The organism is Bacillus sp. CH_70 (genome assembly GCF_038007045.1).
Taxonomy (GTDB): domain Bacteria; phylum Bacillota; class Bacilli; order Bacillales; family Bacillaceae_G; genus Bacillus_A; species Bacillus_A cereus.
In genome coordinates this window covers 823,528-838,358 of record NZ_JBBOWL010000001.1, presented here as the reverse complement: position 1 = coordinate 838,358, position 14,831 = coordinate 823,528, and the positions used below count along the sequence as shown (strand labels likewise).

Below are 14,831 nucleotides of genomic sequence, written 5' to 3'. Positions count from 1 at the left end.
ATATTTCACACTTTTATTATAACTTTAAGAAACTAAAAATCAATAACTCTTTCTTATTTTATGAAATAAAATTTCACAACATGACATATTTGTGTCAAAGATAATAAAAAAGATGAGTCTCCTCATCTTTTCTTCTACTTTAACTTCCGTAACCGCAACGCTTCTTCTCGCGTCTCCATAAATTGATCCAATACTTTATTACCAATTCGATTGAAAGTAATAACATATAAAGCATCGATCATATTCAATTGTGTCATTCTCGAAGCAATACTCGCAATACGATGATCTTGTTCTACATCTGGCATACAAAGACGAATGTCCGCTTCTTTATATAAGGGGGATGATTGATCTAGCTTCGTAATTCCAATAACAGTTGCACCTTGTCTCTTTGCATACTGCGCCATTTCAAGCACATCTCTCGTTCGACCAGATGTTGAAATCGCAACAAATATATCGCCTTCTTTTAAATTCGTCACAAGCGGCAACATCATATGAAAATCAGATAGCATCATCGCTGTAAATCCAAGCCGCGTAAATTTATAAGCCCCGTCCATTGCTGGCGTAGCTGATCCGCCTACTCCGTAAAATATAATTTTATTCGCATTTACAATAAGATCTGCAGCTTTCTCAAGTTCCCTCTTATCTATTGCAGTAACACTCGCCTCAATTGCAGCTTTATTCACATAAGTAACTTTATTAAATAAATCATACGGTCCATCTTCTGTATTCATCACTGAAAAATCGTTAATATTATAATCAGCAATCGTTAATTCACGAACGAGTGCTATCTTAAATGCTTTAAAACTTCCGATTCCAATCGATTTACAAAAGCGAACGACACTCGCTTCACTTGCGCCTGCATTCGTTGACACTTCTTTCGTCGTTAAGTTCGGAACAATCTCTGCATTCTCCATTATGTACATGGCAACCTTCTTCTCAGCTGGTGAAAATTGATCCATATTACTTTCAATTTTAAATAGTAATGTTGAAGCTTTCACTATTTAACCTCCACTTCTTACGGCTGCGTTCACTTATTTTCTCTTGCTTCAAGAAGGTAAAAACCATCATCGCCAGGAGGATGAAACACATTTACAATGCGATTCCCTTTTTGATAAACAGTTCTTTCTCCTTCTGTCCACTTCTCTTTCCAACCGTTCATCCAAATCGCAACATCAGGTAAAAAAGCAGTATATTTCAGCTTCTGACCGTACTCACCATCTGCTTCTTCCGAAAAAATAGAAACCGGAAAATCTTTCACTTTTGATTCTTTCCATGCAGTAAATGGTATACATACTGCAATAAGTACGATTACACCGATAACCTTCTCCTTCGTAATCTTCACACTTCCCTCTCCTTGTCATATCACATACATAGATTTTACCATAATTACAAACCCTTCATGCTATATGATCATTGCTTTTGGGAATAAAAAAAGAGCTTACCTACATCCGATAAGCCCTTCCTCTCTATACAAAATATTTCTTCAAAAGTGGCGGTGTAATAATCGTCGTCAATATAACAACAATAACAATCGCTGTGAAATTTTCTTTCGCTAATAAATTCGCCGTAAGTCCATTTGCTGCGATGATAAGCGCTACTTCACCACGTGATACCATCCCCGCGCCAATACTAATAGAAGATTGGAGATTAAAACCTGTCAATCTCGCTCCTAAACCTGATCCAATTAACTTTGTGAAAATTGCAATGAGGGTCATAATAATAATGAACCAAAGCTGGCTTCCAATGCCTTGAAATGTAATTTCCATTCCGATACTTACGAAGAATACTGGAACAAATATTGCATAAGCAATCGGTTCAATTTTATGTTCCACTTCATGCTTATACTCTGTTTGAGAAATAGCAATTCCCGCTGCAAACGCTCCAATAATACCTGCAATTCCCATCATTTCACTGTAATAAGAAAAAGAAAAGCAAATAATAAGAGCCGCGCTAATTAACGCTTCTGTTACACGAAGCGGGACAAGCATTTTCATAATCCAAGGAACGACTTTCCAAGCAATAAAAACAATACTTACAAAGAAAATAATTTTCTTTACAATGACAAGTGTTATATTTACATCTTGTGTTCCTAAAAAACTCATTACAAATGCCAATAAAATAACGACAATGACATCATCAAATACAGCAGCACCTAAAATTGTTGTACTTTCTCTCGTATTCATTTTTCCTAGATCACGTAGCGTCTGCACCGTAATACTAACCGATGTTGCGCAAAGTAATAACCCTAAAAAAATGGCATGGGACTGTATTAATCCAAACAGCAATCCTGTTACATAACCACCGATGAAAGGAAAAATAATTCCACCAGCCGCTACTGCAAATGACGATTTCAAATTCCGATTTAACTCTTCTAAATCCGTTTCAAGTCCCGCCATAAACATAAGTAACAAAACGCCAATCTCACTCAGTTCATCAATTAGTTCAGAACTATTAATAATACCGAGTACAGCTGGACCGATAATAATACCGACAATTAACTTACCAAGTACAGAAGGCTGACCAAGTCTCACACTAATGTCACCAGCTAATTTCGTACAAAGTAAAATGACGACAAGTTCAAAATAAAATAACATAGCATCTGCTCCTACTTTAACTTTAATCAGTGGGTCGTTAACCCCCGTCCATTTCTGCAAGTAGTTTCCCCTATTGATCCGCATTTTATTTGTCATATTTTTATTTGACAAAATATTCTGAATTATATTAAGATTAATCCAGCAATTTTAAAAAACTACATACCATAACTGCACCTCCACTTACTTACTCTTTTTTAATGGGCTCATACTATAGTCGCAGTTATGGAAATGAAAAAACGGGGGGAGAGTCCAAAGTGAAGTCATTATTACGAAAAAAAGCGCTTAGTACTGAATCACCAAAGCAGCTAGATAGAACATTAACTGCACTCGATTTAACGTTTTTAGGGATCGGCGCCGTAATTGGGACAGGGATCTTTGTATTAACAGGTATTGTTGCAGCAAAACATTCTGGTCCTGGTATTATGCTATCATTCCTTATTGCTGCATTTACTTGTGCTTGTGTAGCCTTTTGTTATGCTGAATTTGCTTCTTCTATTCCTGTCTCAGGAAGTGTGTATACTTACGCATACATGACAGTCGGAGAAGTCGTCGCCTTCATCGTCGGATGGTGTTTAATGCTCGAATATTTACTTGCCGTTGCAGCAGTAGCTGTCGGTTGGTCTGGTTATTTGCAATCATTACTACAAGGATTCAATATACACCTGCCCGCCATAATCGCCTCGGCCCCCGGCGTAGGAAAAGGTGGTCTCATCGATTTACCAGCTGTCTGCATTTTACTTCTTATTACTGGCCTTTTAAGTTTTGGTATACGTGAAAGTGCACGCATTAATAATATTATGGTTCTTATTAAACTAGCTGTTATCATTGCCTTTATCGTAGCAGGCGCAAAATATGTAAAGCCTGAAAACTGGACACCGTTCATTCCATTCGGATACGACGGTATTATTACCGGAGCTGCCACTGTATTCTTCGCCTTTTTAGGTTTTGATGCAATCGCAACCGCTGCAGAAGAAACGAAAAAACCGCAGCGTGACTTACCAATTGGTATTATCGGTTCTCTTCTTATTTGTACTGTTTTATATATGATCGTATCTTTCGTTTTAACAGGTATGGTTCCTTATACGCAATTAGACGTTTCTGATCCAGTTGCATTTGCATTGCATTTCGTTGGTGAGGACACAATTGCAGGACTACTCGCTGTTGGAGCGATGACTGGAATGACAACCGTCCTTTTAGTCGTTATGTATGGACAAGTTCGTGTTTCGTATGCGATGAGCCGTGACGGTCTACTTCCAAAAGCGCTAGCACGTGTAAATAAAAGAGTAAAAATCCCTTTATTAAATACGTGGATTACTGGTGTTGTTGCCGCTTTATTAGCAGGGCTTTTAGATTTACATTTGCTAGCGAATTTAGTAAACATCGGTACGTTAACAGCCTTTACATTCGTTTGCTGCGCTGTACTTATTTTACGAAAAACACACCCTGATTTAAAACGTGGATTCCGTACACCTTTCGTACCTGTATTACCAGTTGTCGCGATTCTTTGCTGCTTATATTTAATGATCAATTTGTCTAAAACAACATGGATTAGCTTTGCAGTTTGGCTTATAGTCGGCTTATGCTTCTATTTCTTCTACTCTAGAAAGCATAGTCACTTAGCTACCGAAAAAACGAATGATGAAAAGAAAAAAGCATAATAAAATAGCTCGCCGTTTTAGCGGCGAGCTATTTTTCTGTACTATTATATTTTTTCGTTAACGATTGTAAAATGAAAAATATGCCAATGCAAGCTGTCAACCATGCCCAATTTCCTATTGGCGTTGCGTATTTAACAATTCCAATACCTACAAGCAATAGGAAAATAATCACCTGATATATGAGCTTCCACTTTTGCATATATTCCCTCCTTTACTTCGTTCCCTTCTTTTTCTTCTTCCATGCATTTAAACTATCAAAGAAGAAATTAATAAATAACGTGCCTAAACCCGCTAATAAAAACGTCATTAAAAATAGAACCCATATACTTTTTTCTTTTAAGAAATAATATCCTACAAGGAGCACAACCGCGATCCATACATATTCAAGAATTCTTTTTAGCTTTTTCTCTTCCAAATTATTCGCTCCTTCATTCTATACTAATTTTAGTATAACAAAAAAGAAGCCTATCATGATAAGCTTCTTTTCCTCTCTCTTATTTGTTCATACTTTTTTCAACGAGTGAAACCGCATGCTCTAATGTACGATTCATCGTTTCTACCTGTGCATCTTTTACTTTTACATCTTTCACTACAGCTTCGGCCACTGTAATTTTTTGACTCAGTGATTTCACTGAACCATCCGTTACATTTGCATCTTGCGCTTTTTTCACTACTGCTTTTGCAGATTCAATATTGATTTGTAATTTTTCTTTCGGTGTTTTCGGTTGTTCTACTACTTTAGATTGTACAAATGTTACATTAGCTGTTTTTAATTCGTTATATGTTTGAACGATTTGCTCTCCCGTACTCCCTACATTTTCAAACACTTGTTTTGCATTATTATAGCTTTTCTCTAGTTCTTGAAATGCTTCCTTTGAATATTGACCTGGTTTATCACCAAATCCATACGTACCAGCTAGCACTTCCTTTACTTTTCCAAGCTCTTCAAATAACGCAGTTACTTGCTCTAACTTCGTACGGTTAGAGAACTCATTGTACGCTGCTAATACTTCTGAAGAACTTAACGCTTTACTATATAATTTCGCAAGCGCAATTTGTCCATTTAACGGAATACCACCATTTCCGTTACTATCAGGATCCGCTCCAAATGCAAATGGTACGTTTGGATGATACACTTTCCCAGTAGCTGGCTGGCTATTTACTTTTTTACCATCTACGTAAATTGCCACTTCACTTCCGTTATACGTTCCTGTTAAGTGATACGTTTTGTTCGCTTCTAATTGAACTCCAACACGTTTATAGCTGCCGCCAATGTGAGCCCATAATTCAACATATCCACTTCCTGTAGACTCAAATCCAATTCCGCCGCTCTCTGTATTTTGCAAAATACCTTGGCCACGGATTTGATTCATTGAAAATACCGTTTCTAGCGTAAATGTATTTGCTACTTTCTCTTTTTGTGCTGCTGAAAATGGAAGGTATCCAAATGTATTAGATTGCCCGTTTAACTTCATAACATTCTTTTTCAATGCTTTATCATATTCAATAGTCACATTGCCCTTCACATCACCTTTTGTACCAAATGGTGAATTGTCTTTAAATGTACCATCTGCAAAGTTTACATCGAAAACATCAGCTTTTGGTACTTTCACATTCGGATCAATATTATCTTTTTTCGTAGTAATTTCCGCAGTTAACGGCTGCGCGGTTTCATTGCCAAATGAATCAATCGCAACTACTTCAAGTGTATATGTTTTCCCGCCATCTAACCCTGCAAGCGTAAACGTAAGGTCTTTCGGCACTGGATCACGATAAAACTCTGAGAATGCTAACAATTTATTTTTTATTTCACCCGTTTGCTTATCTCTAGCTTGTACACGGTAAGAGTGAACAAGGAGGTTGTCCAATGCTTGCGGGAATGTTACTGTTGCCGCATTTTCTGTTACATTTGATACAGCAAGCTTTGCATCCTTAGCAAAGTAAGGCTTTTCTTTATCACGATCTTCCACATGTGTAAATGTTTCTTTCTTTGCTGGTAATTTAATTTTCCAAGGCTCGCCTGTCCAAGAATTTGTATGGAAATCACGGCGATTAATCGTTACTTCTTCATCATCTACTTCTACTAATAAACCTTGGCTTAACGTACTAGCTCCTGGCGGGATATTCCCTTGTACTTTACCACCTTCAACTTCCATATAACTCACTGAAGATGTACCAACTGATGTAAAGTCTTTTTGATGTATCGATCTCGGATCATCTAATGGATAATGTGAATGACCTGAAAACGTAATAACTTGTGGGTATTCTTTTAATACCGCATTAATTTTTGCGCTATCTTGTGTTCCCCATTCATGACTACCGTATACTGTCTCTTTAATGTGTTGATGTAAAAATACAAAAATCGGTTTTTCTGGATCATCTTTTTGCGCTTTTGCCATTTCTTCTTTTAACCAATTAATTTGCTTGTCTGAATAATATCCATGAGTTGTTCCATTCTCTGGAGACATAACAAGGAAGTGATAACCTTTTACCACTTTATGATAATAAATTGATTCCATACCTGTTTTTTCTAAGAAACGCTTCTGCGCACCTTCTACAGATAAACCGTTCCAATAATCATGGTTACCAAGAGAATTCATTCGCACAGCATCTTTATTTGCATTTTCATTGTACACTTGCATGAAACGATCATATTGCTGCACCGATCCTGTATCCGTGAAATCACCTACAATAACAAATGCATCTTGCTTCGGTGCTAATGTATTAAACTGTTCGATCGCTCTTTTCCAGCGAAACGTATCATCTGTTCCACTATTTTTAATATGCACATCACTTACAACTGGAAAAACTATCTTCTTCTCACTTGATGCCTTTTCTTGCTTTTTCTCTTCCGCCTTGACTGATGTACTCCACGGAAATGATACGAACGCTAATACAAAAACCATTAATAATCCAATAAGGCCTTTTACTTTTCTTAGAGCATTTCTGTCCACGTGAATCCTCCTCATAATAATTGATTCATTACAAGGGCTATTTTATCTAATACATGTTAATGTCGTTTAAATAACAAATGAACTTTATTAGATTTTTGTAAATATACAGTTAATTAGAAATTAAGTCCAACATTCCTCGTACTATTGTATACAACCACCTTTTGTCTAAAAGAGTCTGATCATTCTTTTCCTATGACTATTCACATATAATCTTTTCTATAACGCTAATGATAAGTTAAGATTTAAGCCTATTAGACAATCTTAATTTTTAATATTTCCTTCTTTTTTTAACACATCGGCCATGCTTTTACATTTAATAGTAGTAAAAGACAACTTAAAAGGAGGGGTTGTATTGAAGAATAAAAAAAATATCGGCTGTTTCGCTCCTTTATCTATTATTTGTCCAGACCCTTGTCCACCGCCCCCTCCTCCAAATCCAAATTGCGAGCGAGTAACAAATGAATTTGCAGGGAATTTCCTCATAACTAATAACACCATCCCCTCTGCCAAAGATGCATCACAATCAATGATACTATGGCAAAGTGATGGGATACTACTTATATCAGGTACTGTCTCGGTTTACAATAGTACTAGCAGCACCGAAGCAATTACAATTCAAATCGTTGGAACAGTAACCAATATTTTCACTGTGTTTCCTGGCAATACAATATCGTACACAGGAAAAGACTTACAGTCGGTCAATATTATCAATATAACAAGTAATCCTTCACTATATTTAGAAGGCAAGTACTGTTGCGAATTTACATGTTGCTTATAGAATACCAATTTCATTACTTTCTAAAAAAAAGCATACCATTTACGGTATGCTTTTTATGAGATTGGATAACGTACTGTAATACAAAACTCTCCTTGATTAACAGTCGTTCCTGTCGTAGTAATTCGGACAGTAGTAAAATATCGGACAGTGAAAGTACCACTGCTTTGTGGTTGTACAGTAATTGTATCAACTACTGTTGCACCTACTAAAAAATCAACTGTAATCGGGTTGGCTCCTACATCATATTTCACGTAACCTGAACCATATACTTCTTGCGTGATATTATTTGTATATACAATTTGAGTACCAGCACCTGTAATAGACCAGTCTGTACATACTTGGTCTTGCACAAGTGTTTTATTAGAACAACAAGACAAACTGGAACTTCTCATTCCCATTTCGATCCTCTCCTATTCTGCTATGAAAGTGGATAACGTGTTGTAATACAAAATTCTCCCTGATACGTTCCAGCAGGTGTTGCAGGTAACACAACTTGTATACTATCAAAGCGACGATACGTAAAAGCAATACTCGTTCCTGGGTTTAATGTTTGTGTATCAATTGTACCCCCAGCAGAATCAAGCGCTTCTACAGTAATTGGGCCTGGTCCAACATCATATTTAACAAAACCAGTACCAACTACGTTTTGGTTAATATTATTTGTATAGAGAACATTATCAATTGCTGTTGCAACTACAGTAGCAGACCACGGACTACACACTTTATCTTGCACATAATTTTTATCTGGACAACAAGTTAATGCTGACCCTGAGCACTCACAAGACATAGTTGTTTCCCCTCTCTCTTTTATATTCCCTATATGTGTATGTCCCTCAGAGTCTTTTGCCTGTACTATTCATCTATTTTCAAAAAATATTCAAATGACTAAATAGATTCCGTTTTATTTCTTTTCTTCATATATTTATAGACAAAGATACTAGCAACGATAAGAATAACGCCTCCTAATATTGGTAGCATATATTGCCCAACAACATCTGCTGCTTTTTCCCAATGCGGACCTAATTTCATTCCAAAATAAACATACAAAGTCGTTAACGGGAACATTGCTACAAATGTATATATACTAAATTTCCATATGTTCATTTTCGCCATACCACATGGAACAGAAATAAGCGTTCTAACTCCCGGTACAAAGCGTCCAACAAATGCTACAACCGGTCCATATTTCTCGAAGAAATCATCTGCTTTTTGAATTTGTTCTTCTTTAATGAAGAAGTATTTCCCGTATTTTATTAATAGAGGACGGCCACCGTAATAGCCGAGTGCGTATAACGTTAACGGTCCAGTCGTTCCGCCAAGCGTTCCGGCTAGTACAGCAAGCCAAAAATTCATATCACCCTCGTATACCCAATACCCAACCATGGGCAAAACTACTTCTGCCGGAATAAATTCAAACGTTAATGCTAACACAACTCCAAAATAAGAAAACTGCTTTAAAAATTCGATTATATCTAAAATAATTTGCTCCATATTTTCAACCTCAACTCCTATCCTACGTTTACGTTATGCTTTTCTTGTAATTGAACTGGCGCCATTTTTACAATTCGGTTCAAAATAAATAACACAATTCCAATATCATCTAAAATACCAATAAACGGTAAGAAGTCTGGAATTAAATCAAGCGGCATCGCAACATAACCAACTAAAAACGCAATAGATAAAATTTTCTTCTTTATTGAAACCTCTTTTGAAGTGAAAAAGTCAAATAGGAATGGAACAAATCGGCGAACATGAAATACAACTCTTAATCTACTAATAAGTTTTTTCATTTTTATATCTCCTCTCTTTGTATACAAAAAGGACCCTACCAAACATGGTAAGGGTCCTAAAAAAGACAATAAGGGGCCTTTACCATTGCTGGTAAAGGTCTCACTAACAACGAAACGTTGCCAATAAAGCCGAGGGTTTCTCCCTGTAATGACGACTTTACTGTAATAAGTTACTCCCCTTTATATACACAATTTTATACAATCACATTAAAATATTTTGGGGGGCTTGTCAATATATTTTATATCTCAAGCTCTCTCGCTTACTCTTTACTAAAAATAAATAAACGTATAGGAAATTTCTTACTATCTCATAATATACATAATCGTTTTTGAATGAAAGGAGATGTTTCATTTGCATACCGTATGGAAAGGCGCACTTTCACTTGGACTATTAAATATAGGAATCAAACTATACAGTGCCGTAGAAGAAAACGATATAAAATTTTTAAGTCTTCATAAAGAATGCTTAACACCTATTAAATATAAAAAATTTTCTCCTGATTGTACGGATGAAGAAATTGATGATAAAGATATTGTAAAAGCCTATGAATACGCACCTCATAAGTACATTATTATGGATGAAAAAGAATTAGCTGAGTTGCAAAAAGCTCACGAACCAAGATCTATTCGTATTATATCTTTTGTCCAAAATAACGAAATTGATTCTGTTCTCTACGATCGTTCTTATTTTATAGGCCCTACCTCAGGACATGAAAAATCGTATTTATTATTAAAAGAAGCTCTTGAACGTACGAATAAACTTGGTCTTATCCATATTTCCATTAGAAAAAAACAACATTTAGCTATTATCCGTAACTTTGAAGATGGGCTTATATTACAAACTATTCACTACCCTAATGAAATTCGCGATATAACAAATACACCTAACTTACCAAGTAATGAAAATTATCCGATTCAAAAACAAGAACTCACAGCAGCAATCAATTTAATCCACCATCTTACAAATCCTTTCGAACAAGAGTTATATACAGATGAATATAAAGAAGCTCTTACCGAATTAATCGAAAATAAAATTGAACAACAGGAAAAAACCGAAACCATCTCTCCTGCTCCAAACATCATCAATATTATGGAGACATTACAGGCAAGTATTGAACAAGCAAAAATAAAAAGAGACAATAAAACAGAAAAAGAGGCCAAATAAAATTGACCTCTTTTTTCTTTAAAGCGGATTACATTTTGGCATCTCAAGTCCAGAAGATTGTGCTAATTTTAATAAGTAATAACATTCTTCTCTTGCCATATGATCCGCCATTCTAGCAGATAACGCACTTAATATTTCATTCGATAACTCCATCTCTTCAACCTCATGGAGAAAATGCGAAAATAATTTTAACTCAAGTGAAACATCTTTTGTAAACTTCTTTAATGCAGGAAAATGATGAAGCTCTGTCCGTAAATAACCTGTCATCTCAACTGCCTTTAAGTAAAATTGTTCAAAGTGCTTCGTAAATTCTTCACTCTTCTCTTTCAATCTTTTTTCAACAAGATCTAATCCACCAGAAATAGAGCCTGCATGACCAGCCGCATCCGTTAACCAAACGAGATGATAATGTAATTCATGAAAAACAGGCGGAACTTCTCCTTTCTTTAAAAATTCTAACACCGTTATATATTCTTCTACTTCGTTTACCATATGATTGATGAAAGTTGGCGTAAAATGAATAGTTATTTTTCCCTCGAGTTGTTTCTGTATAATACTTAATTTAAACGTTCGTATTTCCTTTGCGGCCCGTTCTGCCTCTTTTGAAAATGCAATGAGATTCACATTATGAACTTTATTTAAAAGATTCATAAATGTTTCAAGAAAATATGTGGCCTTCTTTATATCTTCTTTTTCCTTCGGAGCTAATGCATCAAGTAAAAATTGCGAATGATCAGTAAGCACCCTTAGCCAAAATTGATGCTCAAACAACGCACTTTCTTCATAATTCCGCTCCACTAAATCGCCTCCGTTTATTCATCCTTCTCTATCACTTGAAGTTTATATCCATCTGGGTCTTGTACTACAATACTCTTCTCACTTTTGTTTTCTGTATATGCAATTTTATAAAACACTAACCTCTTCTTTAAATTCTCTATGTTAGAAATTGAAAATGTTAAACCAGCGCATGAATTCGTAAAACTCTTCTCTCGTCCCCCTAACATGCGATTCATAACAAAACTAATTCTCTTTGAATCAGAATCATACCAAACCCCTGTTACATCCAATTGAGGTCTTTCTAAACTAGGTCTTATTCCTAAAATCCCTTCGTAAAAATACAAAGTTTCCTTTAAATTTTTCACTTCTAATATAATACATTGCTCCACATTCATTCCCCCTGTACCTATTACCTTTTTATATGTGTCATAAATGCCTATTATGTCTGAATACAATACGTAGTGATGAAGATATGAGGAGGTTTATTAATGGATAAATACATGAAATCATATGTGCCATATCATAGCCCTCAAGATCCTTGTCCTCCTATTGGAAAAAAATATTACTCTACCCCTCCTAATTTATATTTAGGTTTTCAACCGCCAAATTTACCACAGTTCTCACCCAAAGAAGCACTACAAAAAGGAACTTTATGGCCTGTTTTTTATGATTATTACGAAAATCCTTATAAAAAAGGGCGGTGACTACTGACGTGAATCAACCACTACCAGAAGAATATTATCGACTTTTAGAGAATCTCCAAGAATTAGACTTTGTATTAGTGGAACTAACACTTTACTTAGACACCCACCCAGACGATACAGCAGCTATTAATCAATTTAATGACTTTTCCTATAAACGAAGAGTATTAAAACAACAAATGGAAGAAAAATATGGACCGCTTCAACAATATGGAAATAGCTATTCTAATGCCCCTTGGGAATGGAGTAAAGGTCCTTGGCCATGGCAAATATAAAGGAGAGAAACTATGTGGATTTATGAAAAAAAATTACAATACCCTGTTAAAGTAGGAACTTGTAATCCAGCACTTGCAAAATTATTAATTGAGCAATACGGTGGTGCAGATGGAGAATTAGCCGCTGCACTACGTTACTTAAATCAGCGCTATACAATTCCAGATAAAGTCATTGGCCTCCTTACCGATATTGGTACAGAAGAATTTGCACATCTTGAAATGATTGCTACGATGGTTTATAAGCTGACAAAAGATGCGACTCCTGAACAGATGAAGGCAGCTGGTCTCGATCCTCATTACGTTGACCATGACAGCGCACTTCATTACCATAACGCAGCTGGCGTTCCATTTACTGCAACCTATATACAAGCTAAAGGTGATCCAATTGCCGACCTATACGAAGATATTGCTGCTGAAGAAAAAGCGCGTGCCACATATCAATGGCTTATTAACCAATCTGACGATCCCGATATAAATGACAGTTTACGCTTTTTACGCGAACGAGAAATTGTCCATTCACAACGTTTCCGAGAAGCGGTTGAAATTTTAAAAGAAGAACGCGATAGAAAAATATATTTTTAATACACGTATCCTAGCGATATGTGTTTTTTTATGTTAAAAGTTAAATCCTTCCTATTAAACATATAAATAGTATATTTATTCGATTTAATGCATTATTTTTTAATATTTTCAAAATTCCCTATTGCTTTCTAGTCATCAGACCTTTAAAATAATAACAGTTACTCGACAAATTATTTGAATTTTCGACAAAAACACTCATTAGGAGGATTTTCTTTATATGCGTACAACTTTAAAACCAGCGCAAATACTTTCGATTAGTTTATTACTATTCGCAGTTTTCTTCGGTGCTGGTAATATGATTTTCCCGCCCCTTCTCGGTCTTTCTTCCGGAGAAAATATGTGGGTTTCTATTACAGGATTTATTATTACAGACGTCGGTTTATCTTTACTTGCTATCGTTGCTGTTGCCCTTGCTGGTGGTAGTTTTAACACTTTAGCGAGCCGTGTTCATCCAAAATTCGCAGCAGTATTCGCTATCATTATTTATCTTTCAATCGGCCCACTATTTGTTATTCCACGAACTGGATCTGTATCTTATGAAATCGGGATTGCACCACTTTTCCCGGATCAATGGTATTCTATGTTAGTTTTTAGTGCGATTTTCTTTACAGTCGTTTACTTCTTATCATTAAATCCATCCAAGCTAGTAGATCATATCGGTAAAATATTAACGCCAATTTTACTTGTAATTATTGCAATTATGGCAACAAAAGCGATTCTTTCACCAGGAACGTTTGCAGAGCCTATCGGTGACTATAAAGACATCCCGTTTTTCAAAGGATTTCTTGAAGGATTTTTAACGTTAGATGCAATTGGCGCTCTCGTACTATCAACAATTGTTGTAAATGCAATTCGTCAAAACGGTATACAAGAGAAGAAATCTATCGCAAAATATACAATCATTTGCGGAAGCATTGCTGCTCTATTCTTAACAATTGTTTACTTCTTACTCGGTTATATCGGAGCTTCAAACGGGAACTTAGGGCAATTCGAAAACGGTGGTCAACTATTAGCTACTGTTATGTATCAATTCTTTGGGACAAGCGGTAATATTTTATTAAGTATCGCCATTATCTTCGCTTGTTTAACAACGGCAATTGGTGTTGTAAGTGCATTTGCAAATTACTTCACAACAGTGCTAACAAATGTTTCATACAAAAAGCTTGTGCTATACGTTTGTATCTTTAGTTTCGTTATTTCAAACTTAGGATTAAGCTTATTAATTAAAATCACACTACCTGTATTAATTATTTTGTACCCAATTACGATCATTTTAGTTTTCGTATCATTTATCGATAAATATACGAAACGTAAACCTTCTGTCTACATCGGAGCAATGATCGCAGCATTTATTATTAGCTGTATTCACGCACTTGATAATGTGGGAATGATACCAAGTTTTATCGCTAATATCGTACACACGATTCCTTTTTATAACTTAGGAATCGGCTGGATCGTTCCAGCAATAATTGGTGGTATAATCGGATACTTTATTCCGCAAACAGAAGCTGAAGGCGAAGTTTCTACAAAATAAAGAAAAGAAGCAAGCATGAAATA

Annotated in this window: 20 protein-coding genes; 7 read left to right on the top strand and 13 right to left on the bottom strand. The window is 35.7% G+C overall.

Going from position 1 to position 14,831, the window contains the following annotated elements; all coding sequences use genetic code 11:
• Nucleotides 1-134 precede the first annotated feature (134 nt).
• The 3 genes from N2V79_RS04275 to N2V79_RS04265 form a co-directional block, all read right to left on the bottom strand.
• Nucleotides 135-998, bottom strand: a complete 864-nt coding sequence (locus tag N2V79_RS04275; RefSeq protein ID WP_000648171.1) for a MurR/RpiR family transcriptional regulator — start codon at nucleotides 996-998, stop codon at nucleotides 135-137.
• A gap of 29 nt (nucleotides 999-1,027) precedes the next feature.
• Nucleotides 1,028-1,342, bottom strand: a complete 315-nt coding sequence (locus tag N2V79_RS04270; protein WP_000704960.1) for a hypothetical protein — start codon at nucleotides 1,340-1,342, stop codon at nucleotides 1,028-1,030.
• 124 nt (nucleotides 1,343-1,466) lie between these two features.
• Nucleotides 1,467-2,690 (bottom strand): cation:proton antiporter, encoded by a 1,224-nt coding sequence (locus N2V79_RS04265; RefSeq protein ID WP_061113410.1) that lies wholly within the window; start codon nucleotides 2,688-2,690, stop codon nucleotides 1,467-1,469.
• A 101-nt stretch (nucleotides 2,691-2,791) separates the two neighbouring features.
• Between N2V79_RS04265 and N2V79_RS04260 the strand changes: the two genes are divergently transcribed.
• Nucleotides 2,792-4,252 carry an amino acid permease gene (locus N2V79_RS04260; protein ID WP_153592908.1) on the top strand — a complete coding sequence of 487 codons (1,461 nt, stop codon included), beginning with the start codon at nucleotides 2,792-2,794 and terminating at the stop codon, nucleotides 4,250-4,252.
• Between the two features lie 28 nt (nucleotides 4,253-4,280).
• On the opposite strand, the gene N2V79_RS04255 is transcribed toward N2V79_RS04260, so the two are convergent.
• The 4 genes from N2V79_RS04255 to N2V79_RS04240 all read right to left on the bottom strand — a co-directional run bounded on the left by N2V79_RS04255 (nucleotide 4,281) and on the right by N2V79_RS04240 (nucleotide 7,716).
• Complete coding sequence (locus tag N2V79_RS04255; RefSeq protein ID WP_084745984.1) at nucleotides 4,281-4,451, bottom strand: hypothetical protein; 171 nt, start codon at nucleotides 4,449-4,451, stop codon at nucleotides 4,281-4,283.
• A 12-nt stretch (nucleotides 4,452-4,463) separates the two neighbouring features.
• Nucleotides 4,464-4,667, bottom strand: a complete 204-nt coding sequence (locus N2V79_RS04250) for a hypothetical protein (RefSeq protein WP_000391504.1) — start codon at nucleotides 4,665-4,667, stop codon at nucleotides 4,464-4,466.
• Between the two features lie 79 nt (nucleotides 4,668-4,746).
• A complete protein-coding gene (locus tag N2V79_RS04245) occupies nucleotides 4,747-7,206 on the bottom strand; it encodes a LamG-like jellyroll fold domain-containing protein (protein WP_161114512.1) in 2,460 nt (819 codons plus the stop codon).
• Between the two features lie 261 nt (nucleotides 7,207-7,467).
• Complete coding sequence (locus N2V79_RS04240) at nucleotides 7,468-7,716, bottom strand: hypothetical protein (RefSeq protein WP_043924624.1); 249 nt, start codon at nucleotides 7,714-7,716, stop codon at nucleotides 7,468-7,470.
• On the opposite strand from N2V79_RS04240, the gene N2V79_RS04235 reads away from it, so the two are divergent.
• Entirely contained in the window at nucleotides 7,601-7,984 is a 384-nt protein-coding gene (locus tag N2V79_RS04235) for an S-Ena type endospore appendage (RefSeq protein ID WP_231009435.1), read from the top strand. The genes N2V79_RS04240 and N2V79_RS04235 overlap by 116 nt on opposite strands.
• 53 nt (nucleotides 7,985-8,037) lie before the next feature.
• Here N2V79_RS04235 and N2V79_RS04230 read toward each other — a convergent pair whose 3' ends face one another.
• From N2V79_RS04230 to N2V79_RS04215, 4 genes are all read right to left on the bottom strand, one after another.
• Nucleotides 8,038-8,382: a DUF3992 domain-containing protein gene (locus tag N2V79_RS04230; RefSeq protein WP_000525819.1), complete on the bottom strand. Its 345-nt coding sequence runs from the start codon at nucleotides 8,380-8,382 to the stop codon at nucleotides 8,038-8,040.
• A 20-nt stretch (nucleotides 8,383-8,402) separates the two neighbouring features.
• Complete coding sequence (locus tag N2V79_RS04225; RefSeq protein ID WP_001277540.1) at nucleotides 8,403-8,771, bottom strand: DUF3992 domain-containing protein; 369 nt, start codon at nucleotides 8,769-8,771, stop codon at nucleotides 8,403-8,405.
• A 98-nt stretch (nucleotides 8,772-8,869) separates the two neighbouring features.
• Nucleotides 8,870-9,475 carry a DedA family protein gene (locus tag N2V79_RS04220; RefSeq protein WP_000435017.1) on the bottom strand — a complete coding sequence of 202 codons (606 nt, stop codon included), beginning with the start codon at nucleotides 9,473-9,475 and terminating at the stop codon, nucleotides 8,870-8,872.
• A 17-nt stretch (nucleotides 9,476-9,492) separates the two neighbouring features.
• Nucleotides 9,493-9,774, bottom strand: a complete 282-nt coding sequence (locus tag N2V79_RS04215; protein ID WP_000733844.1) for a YkvA family protein — start codon at nucleotides 9,772-9,774, stop codon at nucleotides 9,493-9,495.
• Between the two features lie 352 nt (nucleotides 9,775-10,126).
• Here N2V79_RS04215 and ku point away from each other — a divergent pair, with 352 nt between their 5' ends.
• Nucleotides 10,127-10,939 (top strand): non-homologous end joining protein Ku, encoded by an 813-nt coding sequence (ku, locus tag N2V79_RS04210; protein ID WP_064532597.1) that lies wholly within the window; start codon nucleotides 10,127-10,129, stop codon nucleotides 10,937-10,939.
• A gap of 18 nt (nucleotides 10,940-10,957) precedes the next feature.
• On the opposite strand, the gene N2V79_RS04205 is transcribed toward ku, so the two are convergent.
• Nucleotides 10,958-11,737 (bottom strand): DUF2935 domain-containing protein, encoded by a 780-nt coding sequence (locus N2V79_RS04205; RefSeq protein WP_064532595.1) that lies wholly within the window; start codon nucleotides 11,735-11,737, stop codon nucleotides 10,958-10,960.
• A 14-nt stretch (nucleotides 11,738-11,751) separates the two neighbouring features.
• A complete protein-coding gene (locus N2V79_RS04200) occupies nucleotides 11,752-12,171 on the bottom strand; it encodes a VOC family protein (protein ID WP_140155568.1) in 420 nt (139 codons plus the stop codon).
• Nucleotides 12,172-12,204: 33 nt separating this feature from the next.
• Here N2V79_RS04200 and N2V79_RS04195 point away from each other — a divergent pair, with 33 nt between their 5' ends.
• The 4 genes from N2V79_RS04195 to brnQ2 all read left to right on the top strand — a co-directional run bounded on the left by N2V79_RS04195 (nucleotide 12,205) and on the right by brnQ2 (nucleotide 14,808).
• On the top strand, nucleotides 12,205-12,420 hold the full coding sequence (locus tag N2V79_RS04195) for a spore coat associated protein CotJA (protein WP_000362188.1): 216 nt from the start codon (nucleotides 12,205-12,207) through the stop codon (nucleotides 12,418-12,420).
• An 8-nt stretch (nucleotides 12,421-12,428) separates the two neighbouring features.
• The gene (gene cotJB, locus N2V79_RS04190) at nucleotides 12,429-12,692 is read left to right on the top strand and encodes a spore coat protein CotJB (protein ID WP_001075543.1); all 264 of its coding nucleotides are present in this window, start codon (nucleotides 12,429-12,431) and stop codon (nucleotides 12,690-12,692) included.
• A gap of 12 nt (nucleotides 12,693-12,704) precedes the next feature.
• On the top strand, nucleotides 12,705-13,274 hold the full coding sequence (gene cotJC / locus N2V79_RS04185; protein ID WP_000265278.1) for a spore coat protein CotJC: 570 nt from the start codon (nucleotides 12,705-12,707) through the stop codon (nucleotides 13,272-13,274).
• Between the two features lie 217 nt (nucleotides 13,275-13,491).
• Complete coding sequence (brnQ2, locus tag N2V79_RS04180) at nucleotides 13,492-14,808, top strand: branched-chain amino acid transport system II carrier protein BrnQ2 (protein WP_161114510.1); 1,317 nt, start codon at nucleotides 13,492-13,494, stop codon at nucleotides 14,806-14,808.
• Nucleotides 14,809-14,831: the final 23 nt, after the last annotated feature.